We start from the raw sequence: 25280 nt of genomic DNA, 5'->3' as shown, positions 1-25280 counted from the left end.
TGTCGCGCGCAGGGTCAAGCGTTACAAGCAACCGAACCCTTGCATCTTCGCCATACGACGACAGCGACTACTGTTCAGGATCTTTGGGCTTGCCCAGACCAGCAAGTAGCACACCGACCGATGCAACTCGCCTGATCGATGCATCTGCGTCATCTTTGGCAGAGGCCGGTTTCGGTTTTACCGGCGCTGGCGGTGGCTCGTAAGGCTTTAAGAAGAAATCATCGACTGGCTTTGTGTAACGGCCAGTCGATCCACTTGAACGGGAGGCGCCCGAATAATCAGGTTTTCTTGCCCTGGGAGCGGGACGCGGCAAGTCAAGCTGACCTCGCTCGATCGGCTTTCTGGTGAGCTTCTCGATTTCGACGAGAAGCTTCTCTTCCTGAGGTGTGTAAAAAGAAATTGCGTCGCCCGACGCACCAGCACGACCGGTGCGCCCGATACGGTGCACATAATCTTCTGCATTGAAGGGCAGATCGTAATTGATCACGCATGGCACGCCCGCCACGTCCAGACCTCGGGCAGCCACATCCGTAGCCACCAGAACTTCAAGCTCTCCCGCTTTGAAAGCGTCCAGTGCCTTCATTCGGTCTGCCTGGGATTTGTCACCGTGGATAGACTCGGCCTTGACGCCGTCTCTAACCAGTTCACGGGCCAGACGGCCCGTACCAATCTTGGTGTTGGAAAAAACGATGACCTGATTAAGCCCGCGGGACTTCACGACGTGGGCAACCGCAGCCCGTTTATTCTCGCTGGCGACCGGGTAAGCGATCTGACTGACTGTGTCTGCGGTTGCGTTGCGCTTGGCAACTTCAAGCTCGACCGGGCTGTTCAGATAGGTACGACCCAACTTGCGGATCTCGTTACTGAACGTCGCTGAAAACAGCAAGGTTTGTCGCTTCTCAGGGAGCGCGCGGATGATCTTGTCGAGGTCCGGCAAGAACCCCATGTCAAGCATTCTGTCAGCTTCGTCAAGAACCAGTATGGCAACCTGAGACAGGTTGACCGTTTTCTGGGTCAGGTGATCCAGAAGCCGGCCTGGCGTCGCCACAAGAATCTCGCACCCGTTGCGAAGCGCCTCTTTCTGGGCCCCGATGTCCACACCCCCAAAAACGACTGTACTTCGCAAAGGCGTGTTCTTGCCATATCGACAAACACTCTCGTAGACCTGATCGGCCAGTTCACGAGTAGGCGTGAGAATGACAGCGCGAACCGGATGGCGCGCTGGTGAGGCACTGGCACTGGCCAGCGGCATCAGGCGGTGCAGGATAGGGAGTGTGAATGCAGCAGTCTTACCTGTTCCAGTCTGGGCCGCCCCCATGACATCCTGCCCAGCCATCACGACCGGCAAGGCCTGTGCCTGAATCGGTGTCGGGTTCGTGTACCCTGTCTCGATTACTGCACTCAATATCGAGGGATGCAGTCCCAATTGCGCAAAAGTCAGATCCTGCGCCGAGGAAACGCCTGTTGTGTCTTCAGTGTTGTGTGTGGAATTCATCAATATCTTTGAAATAACCACTCAACAGTTTAACGCATGACCACGATATTTTTATCGGACATCACTCAGTGATGATCAGATATATTGCAATGCAGCCCGCAGAATCCAGAAAAACACCATCCCGCCCGCAATCATGACGAGGCTATTGCGAGTTTTATGGAACAGCCAGATAGCCACCAGAGCCGCCAGCAGGCGCTCGTCGACAACGGCGCCCCCACTTTGCGCCCGCCATGGAAGGAGTTCCGGAACAATGATCGCCGTCAATGCCGCCGCAGGCGCGTAACGAAGCGCACGTCTGACCTCTTCACTAAGCGGCATTCTGTGACCAAACAACATAAACGTGGTTCGGGTCAGCAAAGTACACACCGCCAGCAGGCCGATTGCACTGTAAACATAAAAGTCATGATCATTCATCAGCGCCGCTTCCTGTATCGCCTCTCAGCCCATATGCCACTCACAATGCCGACGATGACAGACACTAGCAGACCAAGACGCAAAGGCAGTCCCTGAGACAACCAGGCAGCCACCCCGGTAAACATCATTGAGACCAGCATGGGACGACTGTTGGCAAGCGGGATGGTAATCGCCATCAACGCCAGTACGGCAGCAAACTCCAGTGACCAGGAAGTCGGCACGATTGAACCCAGAACAATTCCCAGCATGGAAGAGGCCTGCCAGACAATCCAGCCGGGTGCAATCGTCCCCAGAAAAAACCAGCGCTGCTCGGGTGTTCCACGTGTTTTGGCGTCACCAAATCGCGGCATGAAGAGCACAAACGACATGTCAGTTGTAAAAAAACCATAGGCAAGTCGCTTATACCATTTCAGCCCTTGAAAGTATGGTGCAAGCGCCGCGCTGAAAATCACAAATCGCAGGTTGACGATACAGCCTGCCGCAAAAATCAGCCAGAGTGGCGCGCCGGTGGCGATCAGCGGTAGTGATGTGAGCTGGGCAGAGCCCGCATAGACGAGCAGCGTCATCATCGCTGCTGCGCTCTCTGTCAGGCCGGACTTGACCATGGCCACGCCGCTGACAAGACCCCAGGTAAAAGTCGCAATAAGCGCTGGCCGGACCGCGGTCAGGCCCTCCAGCATCGCAGCCCTGCGGGCTGAGTTCACATTCGCTTTCGGTTCTGCTTGCAAAGTCATTCCAGAAATCAATCAAGACGAATTCAGACAGTCTGCACGCGATTCGCCAATCGGGTTTCCAGCCTGTTGCTGGTGAAGTAGTCCGCACAGGACTGCTGCAAGCGAATTCGACACATGCGGCAATCAACGTCCGCAACGCCTGATGGCACACCGACACCAAGCCTACCTGAGTCAACATCAACCCGCAAGCTGTGGATTGTAGTCGGTCGCTTGGTACAATAGAGAGCTTGGAACCGAACCCACCAGCGTAGACGGAAACCGATATGACACAGACAGCTTCTGCACCCGAGAACAACGGCAAGGATCAGAACGACGAGGCAGGGCAGACCGACCTGAGCGCCCAGTCTGTCACGATCACAAGCGAGGACCTCCCATTGCACTGCCCTTCGGACAAGGCGCCCTTGTGGAGCATGCATCCGCGCGTTTACCTGGATATCGCCGACACCGGGTCAGTCAAATGCCCCTACTGTGGTACGGTCTATCAGCTTGCACCAGGAACCAAGATTCATGGGCACGGGCACTAGACCAGTCGACGCCGTGTTCCCGACCGCCCAGGAGGCAGAGCAGGCCTTCTATGATGCGCTCGGCAAGGCGGACATCGATGCGTTGATGCGTGTCTGGGGTGATGACGAAGACATCGTCTGTATTCATCCAGGCGATGTCAGACTGGTTGGCCACCATCAGATCAGGCAGTCGTGGGACGAGATTTTGCAACAAGGCGCGCTCGTCATCCATCTGGTACGTAAAGTCACCCTGCAAACTGTCATGAGTGCCACCCACTGCAGTATCGAGTGTGTCACGGTTCAAACCCAAAAAGGATTGCAACAGGCTTACTGCGATGTCACCAACATCTTTCACAAAGGCCCTTCAGGCTGGCGACTGGTTGTCCATCACGCGTCACCTGCCGATCCACAAGTGGGTCAGCATGACATCCAGGAATCCCCTGGACTGCTGCACTGACGGACGGCCATGACTGCCCTTCTCGACACCTCTGCCTGCCCCTCTCCAGTCTGGCTCCCTGGTGGACACATCCAGACGCTTTACGGCGCCCTGTTTGTTCCGACCAACCGGTTACGGTTTATCCGCGACAGGGTCGACACACCTGATGGGGACTTCCTGGATTTTGACTGGAGCGCCCCAGGACTGGTTGCACAACCACCTGGCGAGACCGTCGACCGTAGCGACCTGCCCCGAAGAGGTGCCGCGTTGCGCTGGATCACCGAGGGTGACCGGGGCATCCTGCAAGGACTTAGCGACACACCTGCACTGGTTCTGCTGCATGGCCTGGAGGGCGATAGCGACAGTCGATACGCCCAATCCGTTCTTCAGTATTTTCGGGCACGTGGATGGCTGGTGGTTCTGGCCCATTTCAGAGGATGCTCGGGCACCCCGAACAGGCTGGCTCGCGCCTACTATTCCGGCGACTCGGACGAAATCGGTTTCATATTGCGTACTGTCAAGGAGAAAGCCCCAGGTGCCCGCTGGCACGTCGCTGGCGTGTCGCTCGGTGGCAATGCCCTGTTGAAGTTTCTTGGTGAGCACGCCCATCAGACAAGGGAGTTGTGCGGGGCAGCCGCGATCTGCGCCCCCGTTGACCTGGTGGCAGCGGGCGAACACCTTAGCCGTGACTGGCTCGGCCGTAATCTTTACACCCGCCACTTTCTGCGGACCATGAAACCCAAGACCATCGAGAAAGCCACTCGTTTCCCGGGAGCAATCGATGTAGCGCGGGTGTCCAGATCCAGAACCTTGCGTGATTTTGATGATGCATACACCGCACCCATGCACGGATTTTCAGACGCGCAGGAATACTGGGAAAAGTCCGCAAGCAAGCCATGGCTGCGTTTGATTGAAACGCCCACGCTGGTGCTGAACGCGAGAAACGATCCGTTCATGCCACAAGCGGCATTGCCCGGCCCGGATCAGGCCAGCGCCAAAGTCACCCTGCACCAGCCAGCCGAAGGTGGTCATGCCGGATTTACAACCGGAGCATTCCCAGGCAATGCAAACTGGCTTCCTGCAAGGCTGGCACGTTTTTTTCAGACGGGGCACTGAAGCCGCCAAACCGCGCCACAAGAAGCCAGACATGCCTGACAGTCATGCAGGTGACATAACCGACGCATTTGTCTGGCGAAAGGGTTTGCTGGCACCGGCTGGCGTCACACCTTCAAGATGCTGGAAGACTGCTGAAGAACGGCAGCCGAAGAAGTCATCTGAGCAAATCGCCAAGTTCGGCTTAAACTGTTCACTCTGATCAGACGCAACGCTCAAGCGCGCCTGATCCCGGATCGACTGACAGTCCGCAAGGCCCGCTACCCGGGTAACAGGACTGGTGTTCGGACTTATGACAGCCATTTTCGGGCCGCGTTTCAATCCCTATAGACGGCAATCTTCTTTCGCCCAGACAATCTGCAGACTTTAATTCAATGACCAATCTTCGGACCTTGACTGTGTTGCTCGCCATGCTGGCGATGCTTGGACCGTTTGCAACGGATGCCTACCTGCCATCCTTCTACGCAATCGGCGACGAGTTCAATGTCGATCAACCGCTGGTTCAGCAGACCCTGAGTGCCTACCTCCTGGCATTTGCCTGCATGAGCCTGTTCTGGGGAACGCTATCGGACAGTTTTGGTCGACGCCCTGTCATCATTGCCTCGCTGGTGATGTTCACCGTCGGCTCAGTCGGCGTGGCACTGGCACCTAGCCTGGGGTGGCTTCTGTTCTTTCGGGTTATCCAGGGTTGCTCGGCAGGCGCTGGCCGTGTCGTTGGACAGGCGCTGGTACGCGACAAATTCCATGGCGCCGATGCACAACGGCTTTTTGCCAACATCACTATGGTGTTCAGTCTTGCGCCCGCCATTGCACCCATCATTGGTGGCTATCTGAGCGAACAGGTCGGGTGGCGCTCTGTATTCTGGTCGCTCACCGTGATTGCATTGCTACTCGGCGCATTCTGCTGGCGCTCTTTGCCCGAAACCCTCTCGGAAGAAAACCGCCATCCATTCAGGCTTGGCAGCATCCTGACCAACTACTTCACAGCAGTACGCAACCCCTACTTCCTGCTTGCAGTCATCGGTGTGGCATTTGCGTTTGCGGGCTTTGCCCTTTACATATCCTCAGCTGCACACTTCATCATGGAGATCCTCAAGCTGCCCCAGACAGCCTTTGGGTGGCTATTCATACCTTTCATTGGAGGCATGTTCTGCGGATCAATGATCAACTCCCGGTTTGCCGGGCGATTCCGTCTGGAGATCATGACAACCGTCGGACTCGGTGTGCTATATGCCGGATCGCTCATCAACGTTGCCTACAACCTCTTTTTTGTTCCGGTCATCCCATGGGCCGTGTTACCCATCTTTGTCTATGCTTTTGGCATGTCACTGGCCCTGCCCGGCATGACCATCATGACGCTTAACTATTTTCCACGCATGCGAGGCACGGCATCCTCACTGCAAAGCAGCTTTCAGATGCTGATCTTTGCCCTGATTTCCGGGCTGGTTGCCCCTTTGCTGTTCCAGAGCGCCTTGCGTCTTTCTCTCGGGATGCTGACGACGTCCACACTTTGCATCACACTATGGACTCTGAGCCGCTGGCTCACCAGGCGAGCGCAGGCGAGCGGGAAATTGCAGAATTTTTAAACAAACGTGGGAAATCCCCCGGCTATGCCGGGGTGGCAGTAGAAGTTTGACATTTACGGGAGTCCATCGATGAAACTATCCGAGTGAGCCGCCAAGCACACTCGAGAAAAGGAGTTTCACGATGGACGAGTATGAAAGCCTAAGCCATAGCCGTTGGGAGTGCAAATACCATGTGGTGTTTATTCCCAAGTGTCGAAGAAAGACGTTGTATGTCAGTTTGAGAAGGCACCTGGGCGAGGTGTTCAGGCAGTTAGCTCTTCGCAGGGAGAGCGAGATTTTGGAGGAACACCTGATGCCGGACCATGTGCATATGTTGATCGCGATCCCGCCGAAGTACGCTGTCTCTCAGGTAGTTGGGTACATAAAAGGCAAAAGTGCGATTCACATTGCCCGGGTGTATGGAGAGAGGAGGCGAAACTTTGTCGGGCAGCACTTTTGGGCCAGGGGGTATTTTGTTTCAACGGTTGGGCGTGACGAAGAAGTCATTAGACGTTACATCCAGGACCAGGAGAAAGAGGACTCTCGATTGGAGCAATTGAGTCTGCTCTGAGCCTAGCCTCCGAATGGTGGCACAAGACACGGAGCCGCGTTCGCGTCTCCGGATAGCCGCTTTGAGCGGCTCACAAATGAAGGCCCCCGGCTTTGCCGGGGGATTGTTACTGACTGACTCTTCAGGAAACGAGGACAAAAATCAAATACAGCTATTCCCGGCGTGGAAGCCGAAACGCATCACCTGCCGCAACATGGAGTCAGGCTCCAAACTGTTCAAGCAACGACCTCTCCCGATCCATTAACACCTTGATTTCCCGTACTTTGACATCAAGCGTGGACTGGACCCTGAAATCATTTGTCATGCTGCGAGCCTGTTCGAGCTGAGCGATCGCCGCGACAAAAGCACCTGTCATCACGTAATACTCCGCCATTGCCATCCGGCTCTGTATTGAATCTCCAGCCCGGTTCAGTGCATTGGCCCGCATCTGATACAGATTCGGATAGTCTCTTGGCCACTTTTTCAGGACCCGCTCCAGCACATCCGCTGCCTGTCTGTAATCACCTGTTTGTTGCAAAGCGTGTGCCTGAACCTCCGACAAGGCCACATGGTCCGGCCACTTGCGCAAGGCACTCTGCGTGAGATTCACAACAGTCTTTGGCTGTCCTCGCAACAACTCTATCCAGGCCTGTTGTCGGGCCAGATAGGGGGAGTCCGGCACACCCTGGCGCGCCTTGGCCAGGAAATCAAGTGCCTCGTCAAACCGGCCCTGCCTGCTGGCCATCTCGGCCAGGGCCAGAAACGCCGCCGAGCGCCTGACACCACTGGCCCGGGCAGACTCATCCAGAAGGCGGTCTCGAACCCGAAGCATCGTCGCCCGGTCATGACTCTGTGACGTCAGCGCACGGGCGCGAACATACCAGTAGTCGTCCGAATCCCGGTGTGCCCGCATTCCCATGGAGCGCGTCCGGTTCTGCATGTCACCCATCCGGTCAATACTGAGCGGGTGCGTGCTCAAATAGGTGCCGCCACCAGTTGTTCCCTGATTAAGGTTGGATGCCTGCATGAGTTTGGCAAACATGTCCTGCATGCCGTTCGGGTTGTATCCAGCTTTGCCAAGCATCTGCAGTCCGACCCGGTCCGCCTCCTTCTCCGCCTCACGCGAGAATCCTAGTTGCCTGTCAATCGCTGCAGCCTGGCCAAATGCCGCGATACCCGCTCCCAGACCGACACCGCCAGTCAAACCAGCCAGAAGTGCACCTGCAATTGACGCCAGCATGACAGCGTTGTTCTGTTTCTGTTGAGTAACGCCGCGCGCAATGTGCCGCTGGGTGACGTGAGAAATTTCATGAGCTACCACACCCGCCAGTTCAGACTCATTGTCGGTGACCGCAATCACCCCGGTGTTGATTCCGATGAAGCCGCCGGGCATCGCAAAAGCATTAAATCCGGGATCTCTGACTGCAAAGAGTTCAATGTTGGTTGCCCCTCCGGGCGCATACCGGACAAGCTTGCTGGCCATCCGGTTCAGATACTGGTTGATCTCCGCGTCATGCACATACGAAGGGTCACGGCGGCCCTGAGTCATGATGAGCTCGCCAATCTGCCTTTCTACCGCTGGCGAAAGATCGAAACCCGATGCTGAGCCCATCGAGGGCAGTCCCATTGGCTGTGCAAACGCGGGAGCCATCACCCATTGCGGAAGCGCCAGGCTCAGGCTCAGGATCACGGCTCGAGAAAGTGCTGCGGGTCTGTGGCGGATCATCGCGTTATCATATACCCAGAAAATTTAGCAATCTCTTCAGTTTGAAGTGTAAACCTCCCATTAGTTCCAGCCAAATTCCCTAAAAGAGGGTCCAGATGCGTCCTATCAGAAAAGCCGTGTTTCCTGTTGCAGGTCTCGGCACCCGATTCCTTCCTGCCACCAAGGCGATGCCCAAGGAAATGCTACCTGTTGTTGACAAGCCATTGATTCAGTACGCAGTCGAAGAGGCCGTCAATGCGGGCGTGACAGATCTCGTCTTTGTCACTGGACGTAGCAAGCGTTCGATTGAAGATCACTTCGACTCAGCACCGGAACTCGAGGCAGAACTTGAACGCAAGCACAAGACTGATCTGCTGGAAATTGTGCGCAACATCATCAGCCCGAAAACAAACTGTATCTATATCCGCCAGTCTGCACCACTGGGCCTCGGTCATGCTGTGCTGACAGCAGCACCCATCGTGGGAGACGAACCGTTTGCCGTACTGCTGGCTGACGATCTGATCGATGCCGACCGTCCGGTCCTGTCTCAACTGGTCGACTGCGCGCTGACCCACCAGGCCAGCGTGCTGGGCGTGGAAAACGTCCCGAGAGAGCACACCAACCGCTATGGCATCGTCTCGACCGACCCCATTGACGAGCGCACATCAAAAGTCCACGGTATTGTCGAGAAGCCTGACCCATCGGTCGCACCGTCCACACTGGCTGTAGTTGGGCGCTATGTGCTGGATCCGACCATTTTTGAGCATCTACGCAAGACCCAACCCGGAGCAGGCGGCGAGATCCAGCTCACCGACGGGATTGCGGCCATGATTAACGAGCGCTCGGTCTGCGCGTATCGCTATGAGGGCAATCGCTATGACTGTGGAAGCAAGGCTGGCATGTTTGCTGCGACGGTGGCCTATGGACGCAAGTACCACGGTCTGATTCCCTGATTCCTGCTCCAGATCTCAGGATCGTCCTTTGACTTGCACACGCCGCCTGCCCAAGGCGGCGTGTCCGCATCCGTGCAGCGAAAAGCGCACCGGCAAACAACTCGCCTTTCCGACTGCGACACGACATGGGCCTGATCAAAGCAAGCGCAGATCAAGCAAACGCACTCTGCTCAACCCGTTGACGAAGGCGCGACCACCTTCTCAGGAACTGGTCCGCGCCCCCAGCGACCTAGGGCAGAGAGTCGCATGAGATTACGCAACGCAATCATCAATCCGGCCACCTCGGCCATGGCCGCCGGAATCCACATAGTCAGTCCACCAATACTCTGGTCAGTCGTGGCAGACATGTCCAGCGCGCGTCCGCAAAGATTAAAGAGGGGGTAAAGGTCTCTTTCAGTGAAGGCGATGATAGCGCCTGCGAGCATCTGTGGCGCCATCGTGAGGACCGGGGAAATGACCCGCCCACCCGGGGTCATCGCCGCTGGCGGCGCCGGACGACGATCGAGAATCAGATTCCAGTACATGAACCCACTGATCACGACTGACCAGTTCATCAGCCGATACAGACGCCAGTCGAGCATCGAATAGAACTGAACCGACGGAATCAGCCAGACGATCACCAGAAACACGAACAGCGCAGGCACAAAGATGGGGTTGGTCAGACAGGCGATTATCGCCTTGCCGGTTCGCGTATGGTTGAACCTGCGCAGCCTGGCACGCCAGGCAAGCGGCAGACCGGCCCGCATAACAGACCCGGGATATGCCAGCATCAGAACCAGTGGCCCGACATGGTGCAGAAACAGGTGCTGGATCCGGTGAATGAAAAACATGCGCTCGGCGTAATAATCAACCAGCGTATGCATGGGCAGGTAAATCAGCACGATGCCCGACCAGAACAGGATCTTTCTGGCCATGCTCACCTTGTGTACCCTCTGGCCGCGCACGAACAGATAAATCCCCACTGCAAAACACGCAAGCAGCGCAGGTGAAAACTCCCAAGGAGTCAGCCAGGAAAACCAGTCCATATCAGAAACACGTCCAGTCAGGGAAAACCATAGGTCAGTCAGGGATTGTAGTATGGTCTGAGCATCACTTCACCAATGGAGTTCCCGAGTTCATGAGCCTGGTCAAACCTGCCCACACCATTTCCACCTATCAACACCGTAGGAAGCGCCTTGCCGACTGGATGCGTAGCCAGGGCGGTGGCATCGCCGTTATTCCGACTGGCCACTCTCCCCTTCGATCGGGACACACGCCCTACCCATTCCGGTTTGACAGCCAGTTCTACTACCTGACAGGCTTCACCGAGCCTGAGGCCTGGCTAGTGCTGGTCGCGACAGACACGGTCACCCACAGTGTTTTGTTCTGCCGGGAAAAAGACCCTCAGACCGAGATATGGGAGGGTCTGTGCTGGGGCCCCAACGCAGCCCGGGAAGCATTCGGACTCGACGAGGCACAGGACATCGCATCACTCGACACATGGATCTCGAAACATTTGACCGGCAAGGGCAATTTGTTCCTGCCCTTGAGTCGCTGTGCGATTGCGGACCTGCCAGCTCAGGCCACCCGGTGGCTGGCATCGGCACGTCAGCAGGCGCGTGGCAAGCAGGACGTTCCTCTTCGATGGATCGACCTGACAACAGAACTGAGCCATCACCGGTTGATCAAGGATGCCGAGGAGATCGGCACCATGCGTGAAGCTGCGAGGATTGCGGCGATCGGGCACTGTCAGGCAATGCGGGCCACCCGTCCCGGTCTGACCGAAAGGGCCCTGGAAGCGGAACTGCTCGCCGTATTCCTGCGCGCGGGCGCGCAGTCAGTCGCCTACGAAACAATTGTTGCGACCGGCGCCAACGCCTGCATTCTGCATCACCGCGCGGGCCACAGTGTCATCGGCGACCAGGATCTGATCCTGATCGATGCGGGTTGCGAGCTCGATGGCTACGCATCTGACATTACGCGCACGTTCCCGGCCAGTGGACAGTTCACGGGGTTTCAAGCCACCCTGTACGACATAGTCCTGGCCGCCCAGCAAGCGGCAATCGAACAGACCCGACCGGGAATGACGTTTAACGACGGGCATGATGCGGCGATAAAGGTGCTGACCCAGGGGCTGATTGACGTCGGATTTCTCAGTGGCGATCTCGATGGCAACATCGAACAAGGTTCCTACCAACGGTTTTACATGCATCGAACAGGGCACTGGCTGGGCCTGGACGTTCACGACGTCGGACCCTACCGGCACATTGACGGCGGTAACGTCGCTGACAAAGAGGAAGATCCACCCTGGCGACTGCTGGAGCCAGGCATGGTATTGACCATCGAACCCGGGCTATACGTGCGCCCGGCCGATGACATCGACCCTCGGGCATGGGATATCGGCATCCGGATCGAGGACGATGCACTGATTACTCCGTCAGGATGCGAACTGCTGACCCGTGACGTGCCGGTTGATCGGCAGAGTATTGAACAGATCATGCGTGATGGCGGACCGGGGTTCACGCAGGCACCCGGACCCTGAAAACCTTGGCTCAAAATGGCTGGTTGTCAGAAATTCAGACCATCCAGCCAGCCAAGGCGAGTCCAGATGTGCAGGACAACGTGCGCAATCGAGAACATCAGCCCAATGATTCCAAGCAAAAGGCTGGTGCTCGCCACGATTACCGGCCCCCATCCCGTCGAGGTTTCACGAACAAAGCCCGGGTTGTACCGGGCGTCAAACTTCTCGTCGGACATCAGGCACAGCACAATCGCTTCGATGAAGCCCGCAACCGCCGGAATGAACAGCAAGAAAAACACAGGTGTATCCCACCAGACCTGCGCCTGACTTGCCAGGCCGAGCAGTACACAGGCCAGGACCGGAAACACCCAGGCATGACGACGTCCAAGGTAAAACCAGTGCGCACCGAACCAGCCGCCATAAAATGACAGCAGACCTGCAACCACTTTGCTACGAGCGGGTGTGGTAAGTCCCTGTTCTACCGTTTCTTGCATTTCCATTTTCCGAATAAACCAGCCGTATAGAGGCCCGCAATGAGCCCACCCAGATTTGACATCGCGATTGTAGGCGGAGGACCGACAGGTTGCGCCCTGGCCATTCTTCTGAGCAGGCTGTCATCTGACCCGTCATCGCTATTATTGTTCCAGTCTGGCGAACGCACCCGCTATGGTGTGCAGGCCAGTCAGGACCAGCGTGTGATCGCGGTCAACGAAGGCACGCGGGTCCTGCTGGACGACCTGGGCGCCTGGCCAGACGACGCAGCCCCGATTCACACGATTCATGTTTCCCAGGCTGGCCGCCTGGGTAGAACCCTGATTCGCGACCAGGACATGCAGGTTCCCGCGCTGGGATATGTAGTCCGGTACGCCAGCCTGCATGCAGGTCTGCTAGAAGCCGCCCAGCGCTGCGGGATCACCTTGCGTACAGGTGGGCCCGCTCAAATGAGCCAGGACAGTCAAGCGAACCCGCAAGGCCAGGACAAGCCGGCTGTGCAGATTGAACAAGACGGTCAGACCTATCAAGCACGCATTGGCGTCAAGGCAGACGGTATGCGCAAACACCTCAGACGTGAGTCCTACGATCAGGTTGCCCTGATCGGCCAGGTCACGGTCAGCCATCCAATGGCCGGCTGGGCCTACGAGCGATTCACGCGTAATGGACCCTTTGCGATCCTTCCGCATCCCGACGGACCTCAGACACAATCCGTAGTCTGGTGTTGCAAACCCGATCAGGGCAAGGCACTGCTGGCGCTCGATGCCCAGGCGTTCGCCAGAACCATGCAGAGTACGTTTGGAGACAGGCTCGGCACCCTGACACCGGTCGCCCCTTTTGTTTCCTTCGCACTTTACAAAAGCTTTGACGAGGAGCCGGTACAGGGGGAAATGGTTTCAATCGGCAACGCCGCACAGACATTGCACCCTGTGGCTGGTCAAGGCTTGAACCTCGGCTTGCGCGATGCGGCCACGCTGGCGCATTGCCTGCGTGACTGGATTGCACGCACGGAGCAGCCCAGCGCGCGTGCGCTCGAGATCTTTGCAAAGCTGCGAGAACAGGATCGCCGCTCGACCAGCGGACTAACAGATCTGATGTCCCGGATCTTCACCACAGGCCTGCCGCCTGTCGAACATGCGGCAGGCCTGACACTGCTCGGACTCGACCTGGTCGGACCAGCAAGATCTGTCCTGGCGCGCCACCTGATGCAGGGAATCCGGGCCTGATCTGTAATCGCGTCAGGTGAGGTCCTGACGCGGGTGCAGATGGACGCAGGTCAACCGGAGCCTGCCCCGTCCTATACAATAACCCCATGCAGATCGGTTCCTGGCAACTCCCCAACCCCGTATTTGTCGCGCCCATGGCAGGCGTGACGGATCGTCCTTTCCGTCAGTTATGCAAACGGCTAGGCGCAGGACACGCCATATCAGAAATGGCTGCCAGTAATCCTGCTCTCTGGGACAGCGTCAAGTCATCGAGACGCCTGAACCATGAGGGCGAAATTGATCCGGTTACTGTACAAATTGCAGGCGCAGATCCCGCCATGATGGCACAGGCTGCACGCTTCAATATCGACAAAGGCGCCCGAATCATCGACATCAACATGGGTTGCCCCGTCAAGAAAGTGTGCAAGGTGGCCTCTGGGTCAGCTTTACTCAGAAATGAACCGCTGGTCCAGCAAATTCTGGAGTCGGTTGTCTCGGTTTGCGCCCCTCTTGGCGTACCCGTCACCCTCAAGACCCGGACCGGCTGGGATCGTGAAAGCCGGAATGCCCTGCGGATCGCCCGACTGGCTGAACAGGCCGGCATTGCAGCGCTGACGTTACACGGAAGAACTCGAGCCGATCGCTACGAAGGACAGGCCGAGTACGATACGATCAAGGCTGTCAAGGCACAATCACGTATCCCTGTCATTGCCAACGGCGACATCGACAGCCCGGAAAAAGCACGGGCGGTCCTCGCATGGACTGGCGCTGATGCTGTCATGATTGGCCGGGCCGCCATGGGTCGCCCCTGGATTTTCAGGGAAGTCGACCATTTCCTGAGAACAGGAAAAAAACTTGAACCACCCTCCCTGCAGGAACTGACCGAACTGCTGCTGACGCACCTGGATGATCACTACCGATTTTACGGTGAGTACACCGGAGTGCGAACAGCGCGCAAGCACATAGGCTGGTACCTGTCAGATATGCCCGCAAGCCAGACGCTGATTGATCAGATCAACGTACTGGAAACCACCTCGGAACAATATCAGACTATCGAATCCTGGCTCAGGCATCAGGCCACTCAAACGGACGCACTTGCACCGCTTGAGCTGGCTGCCTGACCGGAACACCTGCCTGACTGACCTTTTGAACACGACATGAAAACCATTCCATCCCTTGATGAGTCTGTCCGACTCAATCTAAAAGCTTACTTCGAAGATCTCGGTGACATTGAGCCTCGCGGCATGTGGGACATGGTTATCTCCTGTGTCGAGAAGCCGTTGCTTGAAGCCGCCATGGAACGAGCACAAGGCAACCAGTCACGCGCAGCGGTGTATCTCGGCATCACGCGCAACACGTTGCGCAAGAAGCTTCTTGCACACAAACTGATCGACGACTGAGCCCAGCCCCTTACGATTCCCTGATTGAACGAGCCGACCATCATGAAAATCCAGACCGCACTGATCTCTGTTTCCGATAAAACCGGTGTCATCGACTTCGCCCGGGCTCTGCATGCGCGAAATGTCCGACTTCTCTCAACAGGGGGAACAGCCAGACAGCTTGCCCAAGCCGGTTTGCCTGTGACCGAAGTAGCTGACCATACCGGCTCGCCAGAGATTCTCGATGGCCGCGTCAAAACCCTGCATCCCCGGATTCATGCCGGCCTGCTGGCCAGACGCGACACCACCGAGCATATGGACACGCTGGCGCAACACGGCATCGACCGGATCGACCTGCTAGTTGTGAATCTCTATCCGTTTCGCGAAACGATTGCCAGACCTGACTGCACGTTCGACGACGCGATCGAGAACATTGACATCGGCGGACCAGCGATGCTGCGCGCAGCTGCGAAGAACCATGGCAATAAAGCTGGCGGCGTCACCGTCGTCATTGATCCGGCAGATTACACCCGGGTGCTCCAGGAGATGGACCAGCATCACGGACAAACCAGCTTCGCATTGCGCCTGTCTCTGGCGACCAAGGTGTATGCGCACACGGCAGCCTACGATGGTGCCATTGCAAGCTATCTGAGCAGCCTCACGGCGCAGGAACCCGATGCCCAGACATGTGCCGAACGCGAGAGCTGGCCTCGTACGCTGACCATGCAGGTCCAGCGCGAACAGACACTGCGCTACGGCGAGAATCCCCAGCAGTCGGCTGCTTTCTATCGCGACCCGGTCTCCGGCAGTGGGCTGCTCGCCAATTTCCGGCAATTGCAGGGCAAGGAACTCTCATACAACAACATTGCCGATGCCGACGCCGCCTGGGAGTGTGTACGCAGCTTCGAGGGTCCCGCATGCGTCATCATCAAGCATGCCAATCCGTGCGGAGTTGCAACTGGAGAAACCATCTACGAGGCCTATCAGAAAGCACTCCGGACTGATCCGACCTCGGCCTTTGGCGGCATCATTGCCTTTAACAGGCCTGTCGACGCATCCACGGCGGAAGCGGTATCAGGCCAGTTTCTTGAAGTTCTTCTCGCCCCTGCCTACGAAGGCTCGGCATTGTCGGTCCTGGGACACAAGAAGAACGTCCGGGTACTTGAAGTACCACTAGGCACCGCGCAGAACACCTTTGACATCAAGCGCGTGGGCGGCGGCTGGCTAGTCCAGACACCAGACAGCGAAACGCTGGACATGAGCGCTCTCAAGGTGGTGAGTGACCTCAAACCCACGCAAGAACAAATGCAGGATATGCTGTTTGCCTGGAAGGTGGCCAAGTTCGTCAAATCCAACGCAATTGTGTATGCAGGTCAGGGCATGACGCTAGGGGTCGGTGCAGGCCAGATGAGTCGGGTTGATTCCGCCCGCATCGCAAGCATCAAGGCCCAGAATGCAGGTTTGTCTCTGCAGGGCAGCGCAGTGGCCTCAGACGCATTTTTTCCGTTCCGTGACGGTCTGGACGTCGTGGTTGATGCAGGCGCAAAGTGTGTCATTCAACCAGGCGGCAGCATGCGCGACGAAGAGGTCATTTCCGCTGCCAACGAGCGTGGAGTCGTCATGGTACTGACTGGCATGCGACATTTCCGTCACTAAGGCGGCGTGATGCGGATACTGGGCGTTGACCCCGGACTCAGGCGCACAGGCTTCGGGGTGATCGACGTACAAGGTGCAAACATGCAGTATGTCGCAAGTGGCACCATTTTGATTGACGCCCAGGCGACCCTGCCTGCCCGACTGAAAATCATTCTGGACAACCTGCGTGAAGTGGTGCGTGATACGCGTCCTGATGTGGCTGCACTCGAAATTGTGTTCGTCAACACCAACCCGCAAACCACCTTGCTGCTTGGTCAGGCCCGTGGTGCGGCGTTGTGTGCGCTGGCTGACAGTGATCTTCTGGTCCACGAGTACACGGCATTACAGATCAAGAAATCCGTCGTGGGACACGGTAAAGCGGCCAAGCAGCAGGTGCAAGACATGGTGCAGCGATTGCTCAACCTCAACGCAACACCCGGATCGGATCCAGCTGATGCCCTCGCCTGCGCCATCTGTCATGCGCATATGGCGCCACTGGCGGTTCAACTAGAAAAAATGGGGTGGAGTGTGGGAGCTGGGCGGTCGACCCGGTCAGGGTCTCGTCGAGGCCGGCTTCGTTTGAAAGAACTTCCTGGAGAATCGTCACGATGATTGGTCGACTGACTGGCAAGCTATACGAGAAGTCCCCTCCCAGAGTCGGACTGGATGTCCACGGTGTCGGTTACGAAATCGATGTATCCATGGCGACCTTCTACAATCTGCCCGATCTCGGAGCAGAAGTCACCTTGCTGATTCATCACGTCGTGCGCGAAGATGCCCAGTTGCTCTATGGATTCGCCAGCCCGCAGGAGCGGGCTGCGTTTCGCGAATTGATCAAAGTCACCGGTATCGGCGCAAGAATTGCACTGGCCGTGCTCTCAGGCCTGTCGGTCGACGATCTGGCACACGCCATCAGCACCCAGGAGACCGCAAGACTTGTGCGTGTCCCCGGTATCGGAAAGAAAACTGCCGAGCGACTGCTGCTCGAAATGAAAGGTAAACTTGGCGCAGACCTTACGCTTGGCACGCAGGCGTTTGTCTCGAACCATGCCGACATTCTGGCAGCGCTGACCGCACTGGGTTACTCGGAGAAGGAATGTGCCGCAGCGGTCAAATCCCTGCCCGAAGGCGTTGAGGTATCTGAAGGTATCCGGCTTGCGCTCAAGCATCTGGCGCGGTAGCGACCCCGCTTCTGCGCTTCTGTGAGTTGATCTTTTCGCAACAGGATCGTCGTAAATCCCCTGCATACTTGCGCTTGAATGTCCTTTACATTATGGATATGTCATCGATGCATATTTCTCGACGTGGCCATCCAGGCCTGAGACTAACGCGTTTCATCGGCCTGCTCTTCCTGTTAGCCTTGTTCACGCTGTCCATGTCCGGCACATTATCCGCCGCGCACGCAACAACCTCTCTGACGCCCGCACACAGTGCGCTTGCGCCGGTCAACCGTTACAGTCCTGGCGGGACCTACGCATCACTTGTTGCGGGCATTCATCAGCTTGAAGAGCAGCATGCGCAGTACAAAGACCAGAAGACATTCGAGAACCTCGCAGAAATCAGATATACCTTCAGCCGATTGCGCAGCCTGCTCGATCTGAGCGAAATACCGCCGGCCAACCGAGTCAAGGCCGGAAACGCGGCGATTACCTATCTCGCCGACATTCTGGCAAGACTATCTGCCGTTGACATCGACACAATCCCGGGTGCCCTTCCCGGAGAGTCCGATCTCCCGCCTCGATGGACTATTCCGGGAACCGACATCCAGATCGCCAGAGTGCAATCCGGTCCGCATGCTGGCGAATATCTGTTCACTGCGCAGAGCATTCATCACTTGCAAGAATATATGCTGCGTCTGGTCGATCATGCACCGATTCAGCCGCGCCGTTACCCCCGCATGCGCCTCGAACATATCCACGCAACCGGCCCTCTTTTCCCGGACGCGATTGTCGACCGCATTCCTGAATCACTTAAAGCCATCCACCTCAACACGCCAATCTGGAAAATGATCGCGATTACCCTGGTTGGCCTGTTTGTCATTCTTATGGCATACGGGTGGAGTCGACTGATTGCAAGGCGAAGCCGGCACGGGTCAGCGCTGCAGCGACTTGCCTGGCGATTCACGATGCCGATGTGTTTGCTGGTGCTTTATTTTGTCAGCGTCTGGTTCGTGATCGACCATATCAATCCGTCAGGCGTGTTTGCGCAAGCGGAGGTGTTACTGACCACAGCCTTCCTCTACGGCGTTTCTGCCTGGGCAGCCTGGATCGCATCCTTTTTGTTGGTGGAAGTCATCATCCACTCGCCCAAGGTTGCTAGCAACAGCTTCGATGCACATCTGCTTCGGCTGACGGCCAGAATCTTTGCGATTGGGTCGTCTGGTGGCATCCTCATTTACGGTGCGAACGAAATGGGGATTCCGGCCCTCGGCCTGGTTGCAGGGGTCGGTGCCGGTGGCTTCGCCTTGGCGCTTGCGTCCCAGTCTACGATCGAGAATCTGTTCGGGGGGCTCTCACTGTTTGCTGATCGTCCGTTCAGGATTGGGGAAACCATCAGCTTCGGATCCGAACGAGGAACAGTCGAAATGGTCGGCAGTCGCTCAAGTAGAATACGCGCCCTTGACGGGACGCTTGTGACAGTTCCAAACAGTGATCTAGCCAAGATGCAGATCATCAACCTGACGCGCCGCAACAGATGTCTGATGCAACAGACGATCTGCCTGCGAAACAACACGCCAATCGACAAGGTTGATACCTTGCTCGCAACCATCAGATCACTGGTGGCGTCACACGCCATGGTGGAACAAGGCAAGGGAACACCTCGCGTGCGCCTGATCGGCATGGCGCCAGGCCAGCTTGATATCGAGGTGCGTGCCCAGGTGCCAACCGACGACTACTCCCGGTTTCTGGCTGTGCAAGAAGAACTGCTGCTGGACATCCTGCGCTCGATCGAAACCATGGGAATTGAGCTGGCCCGACCACAGCCAGCCGTCAATTGACGGCTGGCTCCTTTCGTTTCAAGTAACAGTCAGGCGGCCGTATCATCATCGGAATGGATTGCCATCGCTTCCAGAAAGCGGGAAACCATGTTGTAGGCAGCAATTGTCGCCGTCAGTTCGACCAGTGTCCGGTGATCAAACTCTTCGCGCACGGCTGCAGCGATCTCCTCAGGCACATGAATGTCGCGTGTCATGGCATCGGTATAGGCGAGTACGGCACGCTGCATCTCGTCAAACAAGTCTCGATGCTCGGACCAGTCCTGAAGAGCATCGAGCTGTTTTTCAGATACGCCTTCACGCAATGCATACGGACGATGCTGGTCTGCCTCGTATGGAGCACCGTTGATCTGAGCCACTCGCATGATCACAAGTTCACGCAAGGCACCAGATAGCTGACACTGCTGACGAATAGCCGTCAGATATTTGAGCCAGCCTTCTGCGACCGGAGGGCTATGCAGGAGCATCTGGTATAGATGGAGCACCTCGCCGCGTTCGGCGACAATGCGCTCGACCAGTGGTTTGGCCTCGGGATTGGTGAGATCAGCGTATGGAATGCGAGCCATATAGTCTCCAGAAAGTTTTATGTTTTGTAGAAGAAAGCAGCAGCTTACGCCCTAAAAGCACCGTACACAAACGTCGTCGCCGTGGCAGATCACCTGACCCCCCGTCCAGGATTGTCCCGGGGTCCGTTTCTTCTGATGCAGATCCTGACATTGACGACACAAGCGGATTGGAGAAACTCCCGGAGCTAACAGCGCAACCAGGAACGCCCAACGGCACAGTTGATCTACAAGGACAGCGAAACAAGCATACACATGGATATATCAGACAGGAGGCATAGGTTCGCTGCCCAGTCCTGACGGACCTCGAGCCCACTAACCTCAGCGATCAGGTGACCGCTGGCCGACGCAGATAGGCTGGCGCGACCTCCTCGAGCGGTGTTGGTACGATGCCCAGCACGGACTGTTGAGAGTCTGATGACAGAACATTGTCCGTCAGCAATGAATCGAGATTGTCACGGCTCATCAAGGGCTCTCCAGGCAGAATCTCAAAAAACCTGGCCTGCAGTCGACCAATCGACATGGGTAGCGCAATAATCTTTCGGGGATGCCCACTCCATTTCGCAGCAAGTTCGACCAGTTCGCCCAGCGTATAGACCTTCGGACCGGCGAGTTCATACACCTGCGCGCAGGCATCACTCCTGTCAAGGGAGCGGACAATCGCCTGAGCAACATCGCCCACAAACACAGGCTGCATCCGGGCGGTGCTACCTGCAAGAGGCAGCACTGGAAAGAATCTGGCCAAACCGGCAAACATATTCATGAAGTGATCGCCTGGCCCAAATACGACCGACGGCCGGAAAATCGTGACATGAAACGAATCAGAACTGGCACAGACCTCTTGCAAGGCCGCCTCACCCGCTCCCTTTGAACGCAGGTACTGGCTGCTACCCTGGAGGCTGGCGCCAAGCGCGCTGACATGGAGCAGTCGGGGCACGCCATTTCGAACGCATGCCTGCGCAAGTCGCCGCGGCAGCTCCACATGCGCTTTCTCGAAATCAGGACCGTAAGGGTCGCCCGGGCGGCTGTGCAAAATACCGACCAGATTGATGACCCCATCCATTCCGCGTACGATCGAATCGAGTTGCGCATCGTCGTGAACGTCACGCTCCATGACCGTAACAGTCGGGTATACGAGCAACTCCCGGGCACTGGGCTGGCGCCGGGTCGGCACATAGACCCTGTGCTCGGCCTTGACGAGTCGGCCAATCAGGTACTGACCAATAAAACCTGAACCACCAACCACCAGAATCTTCATGCCAGTTCACTCCAGTCACACTCCGATCTAACCCGGTCGGAGCATCATTTCTTCACCGCACCCACTCAACCTGCCAGCAGATGACCGTATGCGCTCAAGTCTACATTACCACCACTGAGTATGACACCGATGCGGGTACCCGGCTGAACGGGATAAACACCTTGCATCACTGCCGCCGCAGCCAGACACCCTGTAGGCTCAACAACCAGCTTCATGCGCTGGGCAAACCAGCGCATCGTCTGCACCAGTTGTTCATCACTGACGGTCAGAATATCGGTGACTTTGTCCTGAATGATTGCAAACGGCAAACGGCCAACAGAAGGTGTCAAAGCTCCATCGGCAATCGATTTGGGCGGTGTGATGGTAACGATCTCGCCAGACCTGAACGAACGCTGACCATCGTTGCCAAGCTCCGGCTCAACGCCGTAGACTTCGCAACCAGGAGAAAGTGCGGACGCAGAAAGTGCACTGCCGGACAGCAAGCCGCCCCCACCCAGGCATACCAGCAACACATCCAGCGGTCCGACATCCTCAAACAGTTCCTTTGCAGCCGTACCCTGACCCGCGATCACATGCGGATAATCATATGGCGGGATAATCACCGCCCCTGTTTCTCTGGCGATCTCGCTGGCAATTCCCTCACGATCCGCGGTGTATCGATCATAGGTGACGATGTTGGCACCATACCCCTGGGTCGCCGCCTTCTTGGCGGCCGGTGCGTCCTGCGGCATGACAATGGTTGTCTTGACCCCCAGCAAGCTTCCAGCCAGTGCGATGGCCTGGGCATGGTTGCCAGACGAGTAGGTCAGCACCCCGGCCTTGCGTGCGTTCCCGTCCAGATTGGCAATAGAGTTGTAAGCCCCCTGAACTTGAACGCACCGGTCCTTTGCAAGGGTTCTGCCTTGAAAAACACTTCTGCCCCCAGTCGTCCGTTTAGTGTGCGACTGTGCAGCACGGGGGTGCGGGTGGCAACGCCGGCCAGCGTACGTGCTGCGTGTTCAACGTCCGCAAAAGTGGGCACTTCAAACTTTGTATGTGATGGTGTCTGCATGGATCTGTCCATAATGGCAACTCTGGCCCGCAAATGAATCGTGTACTGACTCGCTTAGTGTACGATTGAATTCGAATCTACGTGTAGCGGTAACCATGGCCATCCAGTCAGACAATCTATCAAGTCAGCAACAAGCCTCACGGGTTGTGAGTCCGGCACCCACCTCTTCCAATGAAGAGTCTGTCGAACGAGCCCTTCGCCCCAAAGCACTGCAAGAGTATGTCGGCCAACAGGCCGTGCGTGAACAGTTGCAGATCTTCATCGAAGCTGCGCGAGCACGCGCAGAATCACTCGACCACGTCTTGCTGTTCGGTCCCCCCGGACTTGGCAAAACGACACTGGCCCACATTGTGGCGTACGAGATGGGGGTGAATCTGCGCCAGACATCAGGCCCGGTACTGGAGCGTCCGGGAGACCTCGCCGCCCTGCTGACCAATCTGGAACGCAATGATGTGTTGTTCATTGACGAGATCCACCGGTTGTCTCCCGTCGTCGAGGAAATTCTTTATCCAGCGCTGGAGGACTTTCAGATTGACATTCTGATTGGCGAAGGTCCAGCCGCTCGCAGTGTCAAGCTCGACCTGCAACCATTCACGCTGGTTGGCGCCACCACCCGTGCGGGCATGCTGACCAACCCGCTCAGAGACCGGTTCGGGATTGTGTCTCGTCTCGATTTCTACACCCATGACGAACTCGCAAGCATCGTGACACGCAGTGCCAGCCTGCTCAAGGCCGGGATCAGCGAAGACGGCGCCATGGAGATCGCCCGACGCTCACGTGGAACCCCCCGCATTGCCAATCGATTGCTGCGTCGTGTGCGCGATTATGCGCAAGTGAGAGCCGATGGACGCATCACGGCAGATGTTGCGAATCTGGCGCTCAGCATGCTTGACGTTGATCCGCTCGGGCTTGATCTCATGGATCGCAAGTTGCTCGAAGCAATCATCTACAAGTTTGACGGCGGCCCTGTCGGTGTCGAAAGCCTGGCCGCCGCGATCGGCGAAGAGCGCGATACGATTGAAGACGTCATTGAACCCTATCTGATCCAGAACGGATTCCTGCAACGAACTCCTCGTGGTCGCATTGCAACCAGGACAACCTGGCTGCACCTCGGACTGCCCCCCCAAAGGGAGCATCCCCTGCCGAAGAGTCCTAGCCCCTCTGAAGGCTACCGTCGCTCCCACCCTCAAGACGCACCCGTAAGCCGCTCGCTTTTCAGGCAACAGAACTCCATGCAGTCCCGACACCGCTGGCTCATCCTCGCAATCATCTCGAGTGCACTGTTTCTCATTGTTGTCGATGTCACGGTGCTGTACCTTGCGTTGCCACATCTGACGCAGGATCTGGGCGCATCAGCCACGCAGAAACTCTGGATCGTCAACGCCTACGCACTGACCGTTGCAGGGCTGCTGCCCGGCGCTGGCGCACTGGCAGATCGATACGGTTACAAGCGCATGTTCATGAGCGGGCTGGTGGTGTTCGGAACGGCCTCGCTCATTGCCGCCTTCTCTCCCGCACCACAGGCTCTGATCGCCGCCCGTGTGCTGCTGGCTGTGGGTGCTGCCATGATGATGCCCGCTACGCTGGCCATCATCCGGCATGTATTCGAAGACCCGCACGAGCGTGGAGTGGCCATCGGGATCTGGGCAGCAATTGCGTCTGGAGGTGCCGCGCTGGGACCCATCGTAGGCGGGCTCATGCTCGAGTATTTCTGGTGGGGTTCTGTGTTCCTGCTCAATGTACCTGTAATCGTCCTGGCCATCGTGTTTGCAGCTATCTGGATCCCGAAGGGCCAGTCCAATCCGGACCGACCTTTTGATCTGCTGTCATCCATCCTGATCATGGTTGCCCTGGTCGGACTCACATTCGCCATCAAGGAACTCAGTACAGCCAGCCGTTCACTCTGGCAGGCGCTGGTTGCACTTATCGCCAGCGCTACGGCAGCCAGACTGTTTGTGCTGCGGCAATCGCTCACAGGAGTGGTACTAATCGATTTCAGGCTGTTTCACAACCGGGTCTTTAGCGCGGGCGCGATGACAGCGCTGGTGGCCTGCGCCACTCTCATGGGGCTGGAGCTTGCGATCAGCCAGCGATTCCAGCTGGTTGCCGGACTCTCCCCCTTGTACGCAGGGTTGGCAATCCTGCCTATTCCACTGGCAGCCTTCTTTGCCGGCCCTCTCAGCGGTCACTTCCTGCAACGGATAGGCGTGCACAGAATGCTCTGGCTTTCTCTCGCATTGACAGGGATCGGATTCTGGGGATACTTGCTGGTGATGACGTCCACACTCTGGCTGCAGCTTCCGACGTTTATCATGATCGGTGTCGGGATCGGTGCGGCCATGACCGCTGCATCCAGTGCGATGCTATTGAACGCACCCGCTAGTCAGGCTGGCATGGCCGCCTCGATCGAGGAAGTGTCGTACGAATTCGGCGCCGCGCTCGGCATTGCCACACTGGGTAGCCTGCTCAATTCTGTCTACTCAAGCTCGCTCTCGATACCGCATCATGCCGAACTCGACGACACCTTGATCCGGTCCGCCCGCGACAGCATAGACCTCGCCACAGCTGTTTCCACCAGTCTGCCTGACGCCCTGGGAGGCGCGGTCCTGTCTGCAGCCCATCGGGCGTTTGACCAGGGGTTTGTCGTGATCATGGCACTGTGTTCTGCGATCCTGCTGCTGAGCGCAGTAATGATTGCGCGATGCATGCGTGCTGAACGAAATGACAACTGAAA

23 protein-coding genes and 2 pseudogenes are annotated in these 25280 nt (G+C 57.1%); 16 read left to right on the top strand and 9 right to left on the bottom strand.

All coding sequences use genetic code 11. From position 1 onward, the window contains the following. Positions 1–67: 67 nt before the first annotated feature. The 3 genes from DBV39_RS18320 to DBV39_RS18310 all read right to left on the bottom strand — a co-directional run bounded on the left by DBV39_RS18320 (position 68) and on the right by DBV39_RS18310 (position 2589). The gene (locus DBV39_RS18320) at positions 68–1495 is read right to left on the bottom strand and encodes a DEAD/DEAH box helicase (RefSeq protein ID WP_108622828.1); all 1428 of its coding nucleotides are present in this window, start codon (positions 1493–1495) and stop codon (positions 68–70) included. 75 nt (positions 1496–1570) lie between these two features. Continuing rightward, complete coding sequence (locus DBV39_RS18315; protein ID WP_108622827.1) at positions 1571–1909, bottom strand: AzlD domain-containing protein; 339 nt, start codon at positions 1907–1909, stop codon at positions 1571–1573. Next, positions 1909–2589: an AzlC family ABC transporter permease gene (locus DBV39_RS18310; protein WP_227870945.1), complete on the bottom strand. Its 681-nt coding sequence runs from the start codon at positions 2587–2589 to the stop codon at positions 1909–1911. The genes DBV39_RS18315 and DBV39_RS18310 overlap by 1 nt, the downstream gene beginning before the upstream one ends. Before the next feature lie 386 nt (positions 2590–2975). On the opposite strand from DBV39_RS18310, the gene DBV39_RS18305 reads away from it, so the two are divergent. The 5 genes from DBV39_RS18305 (at position 2976) to tnpA (ending at position 6831) form a co-directional block, all read left to right on the top strand. Then, positions 2976–3167 carry a zinc-finger domain-containing protein gene (locus tag DBV39_RS18305; protein WP_227870944.1) on the top strand — a complete coding sequence of 64 codons (192 nt, stop codon included), beginning with the start codon at positions 2976–2978 and terminating at the stop codon, positions 3165–3167. Further along, entirely contained in the window at positions 3151–3603 is a 453-nt protein-coding gene (locus DBV39_RS18300) for a YybH family protein (RefSeq protein WP_227870708.1), read from the top strand. Before DBV39_RS18305 ends, DBV39_RS18300 begins: the two co-directional genes overlap by 17 nt. A gap of 9 nt (positions 3604–3612) precedes the next feature. Continuing rightward, the gene (locus DBV39_RS18295) at positions 3613–4698 is read left to right on the top strand and encodes a YheT family hydrolase (protein WP_108622824.1); all 1086 of its coding nucleotides are present in this window, start codon (positions 3613–3615) and stop codon (positions 4696–4698) included. A gap of 371 nt (positions 4699–5069) precedes the next feature. Then, positions 5070–6281, top strand: a complete 1212-nt coding sequence (locus DBV39_RS18285; protein ID WP_108622822.1) for a multidrug effflux MFS transporter — start codon at positions 5070–5072, stop codon at positions 6279–6281. Between the two features lie 121 nt (positions 6282–6402). Further along, positions 6403–6831, top strand: a complete 429-nt coding sequence (gene tnpA, locus DBV39_RS18280) for an IS200/IS605 family transposase (RefSeq protein WP_108622821.1) — start codon at positions 6403–6405, stop codon at positions 6829–6831. A 199-nt stretch (positions 6832–7030) separates the two neighbouring features. Here tnpA and DBV39_RS18275 read toward each other — a convergent pair whose 3' ends face one another. Beyond that, a complete protein-coding gene (locus tag DBV39_RS18275) occupies positions 7031–8536 on the bottom strand; it encodes a M48 family metalloprotease (RefSeq protein ID WP_108622820.1) in 1506 nt (501 codons plus the stop codon). A gap of 95 nt (positions 8537–8631) precedes the next feature. On the opposite strand from DBV39_RS18275, the gene galU reads away from it, so the two are divergent. Continuing rightward, the gene (galU, locus tag DBV39_RS18270) at positions 8632–9468 is read left to right on the top strand and encodes a UTP--glucose-1-phosphate uridylyltransferase GalU (protein WP_108622819.1); all 837 of its coding nucleotides are present in this window, start codon (positions 8632–8634) and stop codon (positions 9466–9468) included. Between the two features lie 170 nt (positions 9469–9638). Here the strand turns inward: galU and DBV39_RS18265 are convergent, their stop codons facing one another. After that, positions 9639–10493, bottom strand: coding sequence for a cytochrome c oxidase assembly protein (locus tag DBV39_RS18265; protein WP_108622818.1), 855 nt, complete (start codon positions 10491–10493; stop codon positions 9639–9641). A 92-nt stretch (positions 10494–10585) separates the two neighbouring features. Here DBV39_RS18265 and DBV39_RS18260 point away from each other — a divergent pair, with 92 nt between their 5' ends. Then, positions 10586–11989, top strand: coding sequence for an aminopeptidase P N-terminal domain-containing protein (locus tag DBV39_RS18260; protein WP_108622817.1), 1404 nt, complete (start codon positions 10586–10588; stop codon positions 11987–11989). Between the two features lie 26 nt (positions 11990–12015). Here DBV39_RS18260 and DBV39_RS18255 read toward each other — a convergent pair whose 3' ends face one another. Continuing rightward, positions 12016–12462, bottom strand: a complete 447-nt coding sequence (locus DBV39_RS18255) for a TM2 domain-containing protein (protein ID WP_108622816.1) — start codon at positions 12460–12462, stop codon at positions 12016–12018. Positions 12463–12501: 39 nt separating this feature from the next. Between DBV39_RS18255 and DBV39_RS18250 the strand changes: the two genes are divergently transcribed. From DBV39_RS18250 to DBV39_RS18220, 7 genes are all read left to right on the top strand, one after another. After that, a complete protein-coding gene (locus tag DBV39_RS18250) occupies positions 12502–13686 on the top strand; it encodes an FAD-dependent monooxygenase (RefSeq protein WP_108622815.1) in 1185 nt (394 codons plus the stop codon). 86 nt (positions 13687–13772) lie between these two features. Continuing rightward, entirely contained in the window at positions 13773–14786 is a 1014-nt protein-coding gene (gene dusB, locus DBV39_RS18245; RefSeq protein WP_108622814.1) for a tRNA dihydrouridine synthase DusB, read from the top strand. Between the two features lie 36 nt (positions 14787–14822). Then, on the top strand, positions 14823–15065 hold the full coding sequence (locus tag DBV39_RS18240; RefSeq protein WP_108622813.1) for a helix-turn-helix domain-containing protein: 243 nt from the start codon (positions 14823–14825) through the stop codon (positions 15063–15065). 42 nt (positions 15066–15107) lie between these two features. Continuing rightward, the gene (gene purH / locus DBV39_RS18235) at positions 15108–16700 is read left to right on the top strand and encodes a bifunctional phosphoribosylaminoimidazolecarboxamide formyltransferase/IMP cyclohydrolase (RefSeq protein WP_108622812.1); all 1593 of its coding nucleotides are present in this window, start codon (positions 15108–15110) and stop codon (positions 16698–16700) included. A gap of 9 nt (positions 16701–16709) precedes the next feature. Beyond that, positions 16710–17291: a crossover junction endodeoxyribonuclease RuvC gene (ruvC, locus tag DBV39_RS18230; protein WP_108622811.1), complete on the top strand. Its 582-nt coding sequence runs from the start codon at positions 16710–16712 to the stop codon at positions 17289–17291. Then, positions 17288–17860 carry a Holliday junction branch migration protein RuvA gene (gene ruvA, locus DBV39_RS18225; RefSeq protein ID WP_108622810.1) on the top strand — a complete coding sequence of 191 codons (573 nt, stop codon included), beginning with the start codon at positions 17288–17290 and terminating at the stop codon, positions 17858–17860. The genes ruvC and ruvA overlap by 4 nt, the downstream gene beginning before the upstream one ends. A 107-nt stretch (positions 17861–17967) precedes the next feature. Next, positions 17968–19677 (top strand): mechanosensitive ion channel family protein, encoded by a 1710-nt coding sequence (locus DBV39_RS18220; RefSeq protein ID WP_159079032.1) that lies wholly within the window; start codon positions 17968–17970, stop codon positions 19675–19677. Between the two features lie 29 nt (positions 19678–19706). On the opposite strand, the gene DBV39_RS18215 is transcribed toward DBV39_RS18220, so the two are convergent. From DBV39_RS18215 to DBV39_RS18205, 3 genes and pseudogenes are all read right to left on the bottom strand, one after another. Next, on the bottom strand, positions 19707–20240 hold the full coding sequence (locus DBV39_RS18215; protein WP_108622808.1) for a carboxymuconolactone decarboxylase family protein: 534 nt from the start codon (positions 20238–20240) through the stop codon (positions 19707–19709). Positions 20241–20565: 325 nt separating this feature from the next. Next, complete coding sequence (locus DBV39_RS18210) at positions 20566–21495, bottom strand: complex I NDUFA9 subunit family protein (RefSeq protein WP_108622807.1); 930 nt, start codon at positions 21493–21495, stop codon at positions 20566–20568. A gap of 65 nt (positions 21496–21560) precedes the next feature. Further along, a pseudogene (locus tag DBV39_RS18205) lies at positions 21561–22546 on the bottom strand (threo-3-hydroxy-L-aspartate ammonia-lyase). Positions 22547–22641: 95 nt separating this feature from the next. Between DBV39_RS18205 and ruvB the strand changes: the two are divergent. Beyond that, positions 22642–23670 (top strand): annotated as a pseudogene (gene ruvB, locus DBV39_RS18200) (Holliday junction branch migration DNA helicase RuvB); the annotation flags it as partial. A 108-nt stretch (positions 23671–23778) separates the two neighbouring features. Continuing rightward, entirely contained in the window at positions 23779–25278 is a 1500-nt protein-coding gene (locus DBV39_RS18195; RefSeq protein ID WP_108623375.1) for an MFS transporter, read from the top strand. The last annotated feature ends 2 nt before the right edge of the window (positions 25279–25280 follow it).

Origin of the sequence: Orrella marina, from assembly GCF_003058465.1 — a bacterium.
Classification (GTDB): domain Bacteria; phylum Pseudomonadota; class Gammaproteobacteria; order Burkholderiales; family Burkholderiaceae_B; genus Algicoccus; species Algicoccus marinus.
The sequence above is the reverse complement of the archived record's forward strand: the minus strand, read 5'-3'. Positions and strand labels throughout refer to the sequence as shown.

Bases quoted from the DNA above. Each gene is read 5' to 3' on its own strand.
- DBV39_RS18320 (WP_108622828.1), bottom strand. From the start codon at position 1,495: ATGAATTCCACACACAACACTGAAGACACAACAGGCGTTTCCTCGGCG.
- DBV39_RS18315 (WP_108622827.1), bottom strand. From the start codon at position 1,909: ATGAATGATCATGACTTTTATGTTTACAGTGCAATCGGCCTGCTGGCG.
- DBV39_RS18310 (WP_227870945.1), bottom strand. From the start codon at position 2,589: ATGCTGGAGGGCCTGACCGCGGTCCGGCCAGCGCTTATTGCGACTTTT.
- DBV39_RS18300 (WP_227870708.1), top strand. From the start codon at position 3,151: ATGGGCACGGGCACTAGACCAGTCGACGCCGTGTTCCCGACCGCCCAG.
- DBV39_RS18295 (WP_108622824.1), top strand. From the start codon at position 3,613: ATGACTGCCCTTCTCGACACCTCTGCCTGCCCCTCTCCAGTCTGGCTC.
- DBV39_RS18285 (WP_108622822.1), top strand. From the start codon at position 5,070: ATGACCAATCTTCGGACCTTGACTGTGTTGCTCGCCATGCTGGCGATG.
- tnpA (WP_108622821.1), top strand. From the start codon at position 6,403: ATGGACGAGTATGAAAGCCTAAGCCATAGCCGTTGGGAGTGCAAATAC.
- DBV39_RS18275 (WP_108622820.1), bottom strand. From the start codon at position 8,536: ATGATCCGCCACAGACCCGCAGCACTTTCTCGAGCCGTGATCCTGAGC.
- galU (WP_108622819.1), top strand. From the start codon at position 8,632: ATGCGTCCTATCAGAAAAGCCGTGTTTCCTGTTGCAGGTCTCGGCACC.
- DBV39_RS18265 (WP_108622818.1), bottom strand. From the start codon at position 10,493: ATGGACTGGTTTTCCTGGCTGACTCCTTGGGAGTTTTCACCTGCGCTG.
- DBV39_RS18260 (WP_108622817.1), top strand. From the start codon at position 10,586: ATGAGCCTGGTCAAACCTGCCCACACCATTTCCACCTATCAACACCGT.
- DBV39_RS18255 (WP_108622816.1), bottom strand. From the start codon at position 12,462: ATGCAAGAAACGGTAGAACAGGGACTTACCACACCCGCTCGTAGCAAA.
- DBV39_RS18250 (WP_108622815.1), top strand. From the start codon at position 12,502: ATGAGCCCACCCAGATTTGACATCGCGATTGTAGGCGGAGGACCGACA.
- dusB (WP_108622814.1), top strand. From the start codon at position 13,773: ATGCAGATCGGTTCCTGGCAACTCCCCAACCCCGTATTTGTCGCGCCC.
- DBV39_RS18240 (WP_108622813.1), top strand. From the start codon at position 14,823: ATGAAAACCATTCCATCCCTTGATGAGTCTGTCCGACTCAATCTAAAA.
- purH (WP_108622812.1), top strand. From the start codon at position 15,108: ATGAAAATCCAGACCGCACTGATCTCTGTTTCCGATAAAACCGGTGTC.
- ruvC (WP_108622811.1), top strand. From the start codon at position 16,710: ATGCGGATACTGGGCGTTGACCCCGGACTCAGGCGCACAGGCTTCGGG.
- ruvA (WP_108622810.1), top strand. From the start codon at position 17,288: ATGATTGGTCGACTGACTGGCAAGCTATACGAGAAGTCCCCTCCCAGA.
- DBV39_RS18220 (WP_159079032.1), top strand. From the start codon at position 17,968: ATGCATATTTCTCGACGTGGCCATCCAGGCCTGAGACTAACGCGTTTC.
- DBV39_RS18215 (WP_108622808.1), bottom strand. From the start codon at position 20,240: ATGGCTCGCATTCCATACGCTGATCTCACCAATCCCGAGGCCAAACCA.
- DBV39_RS18210 (WP_108622807.1), bottom strand. From the start codon at position 21,495: ATGAAGATTCTGGTGGTTGGTGGTTCAGGTTTTATTGGTCAGTACCTG.
- DBV39_RS18195 (WP_108623375.1), top strand. From the start codon at position 23,779: ATGCAGTCCCGACACCGCTGGCTCATCCTCGCAATCATCTCGAGTGCA.